The sequence below is a fragment of the Streptomyces sp. NPDC091289 genome, from assembly GCF_044757365.1.
Taxonomy (GTDB): domain Bacteria; phylum Actinomycetota; class Actinomycetes; order Streptomycetales; family Streptomycetaceae; genus Streptomyces.
Window position 1 is genome coordinate 1 of record NZ_JBIVUT010000056.1, and the last position, 2186, is coordinate 2186.

Sequence of the window (2186 nt, forward strand, 5' to 3'; positions counted from 1 at the left end):
CGCAACGCCACAGCCACCAGACGCTCCGGCCCCGCACCCTGCCCGATCAACCAGTGCGCAAGCCGATTCGCCCGGGCATTCAACTCCCGGTAGGAGAGCATCTGCTCGCCGTAGGTCAGGGCGGGTGCCGAGGAGACGCGGGCGGCGAACAGTTCGTGGACGGTGGTGGCCTCGACTGCCCGCGCGGTCGAGTTGGCCGCTTCCAGGGCCTCGTACCGCTCGTCCTCGGTGAGCAGGTCCAGGCGGACCACCGGTACGTCCGGGGCGGCGGCGACCGCCGCGAGCACCCGGGTGAACCGCTCGGCGATGCGTTCGGCGGTGGACCGGTCGAACAGGTCGGTGCTGTAGTTCAGGGCGCCGCTGAGCCCCTCGGGTGCCCCCGATCCGCTCTGCCGTTCCTCGACGGTGAAGGAGAGGTCGAAGCGGGCGGTGCGGGTCTCGGCGTGATGCCCGGTGACGGTGAGGCCCGGCAGATCGGCGGCGGCCGTGCGGGCTTGGCGCTGGTCGTTGTCGTTCCAGGTGAGCAGGGTCTGGAAGAGCGGGTGGCGGGCCATCGCACGGGGCGGGTTGAGCACCTCCACCAGCCGCTCGAAGGGCACGTCCTGGTGCTCGTACGCGTGCAGGTCGGCGTCCCGCACCCGGGCGAGGAGCTCCCGGAAGGTGGGGGTGCCGGACAGGTCGGCGCGTAGCACCAGGGTGTTCACGAAGAAGCCGACCAGGTCGTCCAGGGCCTCGTCGGTGCGGCCCGCGATCGGGGTGCCGAGGGGCACGTCGGTGGAGCCGCTCAGCTTGGCGAGCAGGGCGGCCAGTCCGGCCTGGACGACCATGAAGAGGCTGGACCGGTTCTCCCGTGCGAGGGTGAGCAGACGCGCGTGCACGTCGGCCGGCACCGTCAGCGGCAGGGTGTCGCCCCGGTGGGAGGCGGTCGCCGGGCGGGGGCGGTCGGTGGGCAGACCGAGTTCGTCCGGCAGGCCCGCGAGCGTCTCGCGCCAGTAGCCGAGCTGCCGGGAAACGACGCTGTCCGGGTCGTCCTCCGAGCCGAGCAGCTCCTGCTGCCAGACGGTGAAGTCGGAGTATTGGACAGGGAGTTCGTCCCAGGCCGGCGCGTGGCCCGCCTGCCGGGCGGCATAGCCGCTGAGCAGATCGCGGACGAGGACGGGCACGGACCAGCCGTCACCCGCGACATGGTGCAGCAGCACCAGCAGGACATGCTCGTCGGGGCCGAGGGTGAACAGGGTGCACCGGATCGGAGTCTCACCGAGCAGGTCGAACTCGTGCCGGGCCGCCGCCTGGAGAGCCTCGTCGAGGCCGGCCTCGTCGCAGGGCACCTCGGTGAGCACGGGAGCGGCGGCGTCGGCGGTGGCGTCGAGCACCACCTGACGGGGCCCGTCGGGCCCGTCGGCGAGGACGGTGCGCAGGGTCTCGTGCCGGGTGATCACATCGGCCAGGGCGGCGGTGAGCACCGCGCGGTCGAGGGATCCGGTCAGCCGCAGGGCGGTGGGGATGTTGTAGATCGCGCTCGGGCCGTCCAGCTGGTTGAGGAACCACAGGCGGCGCTGCGAGAAGGACAGCGTGGTCACGAGTTCTCCTTGGTTCCGGTGCGGCGGCGCAGCGCGGGACGGGTGGTGGTGGCGGAGGCCTCTGCGAGGCTCTCGGCCAGGGCGGCGACGGTGGGCCGCTCGAAGAAGGCGCGGATGCTCAGCTCCTTGCCGAGCGCCGCACGGACCCGGGCGGCCAGGCGGCTGACGAGCAGCGAGTGGCCGCCGAGGGCGAAGAAGTCGTCGTCGACGCTGACCGCCGGCGCGCCGAGGACCTCGGCGAACAGGCCGCACAGGATCTCCTCCTGCGGGGTGCGCGGCGGACGCCCCTCGCCGAGTGCGCCGAGCTTGGGGGCGGGCAGGGCGGCGCGGTCGAGCTTGCCGTTGGGCGTCAGCGGCAGGGCGTCGAGGGTGACGAAGGCCGAGGGCACCATGTACTCGGGCAGAGTCACGGCGACGTGCTTGCGCAGGACGTCGGCGTCGGGCGAGCCGTCGTGCGGCGGTACGACGTAGGCGACGATGCGTTTGTCGCCCGGGGCATCCTCGCGGACCAGGACAGTGACCTGCCCGACATCCGGGTGTCCGGCGAGAACGCTCTCGATCTCGCCGAGTTCGATGCGGAAACCACGCACCTTGACCTGGAAATCA

2 protein-coding genes are annotated in these 2186 nt (G+C 72.2%); both read right to left on the minus strand.

Annotated features, from left to right (window positions below):
• The coding region (locus ACIQPT_RS37355; protein WP_401162804.1) for a condensation domain-containing protein at positions 1 to 1580 on the minus strand (1580 nt) is incomplete at its 3' end.
• On the minus strand, positions 1577 to 2186 hold a 610-nt coding region (locus ACIQPT_RS37360; protein WP_401162806.1), incomplete at its 5' end, for a phosphopantetheine-binding protein. The genes ACIQPT_RS37360 and ACIQPT_RS37355, both read right to left, overlap by 4 nt.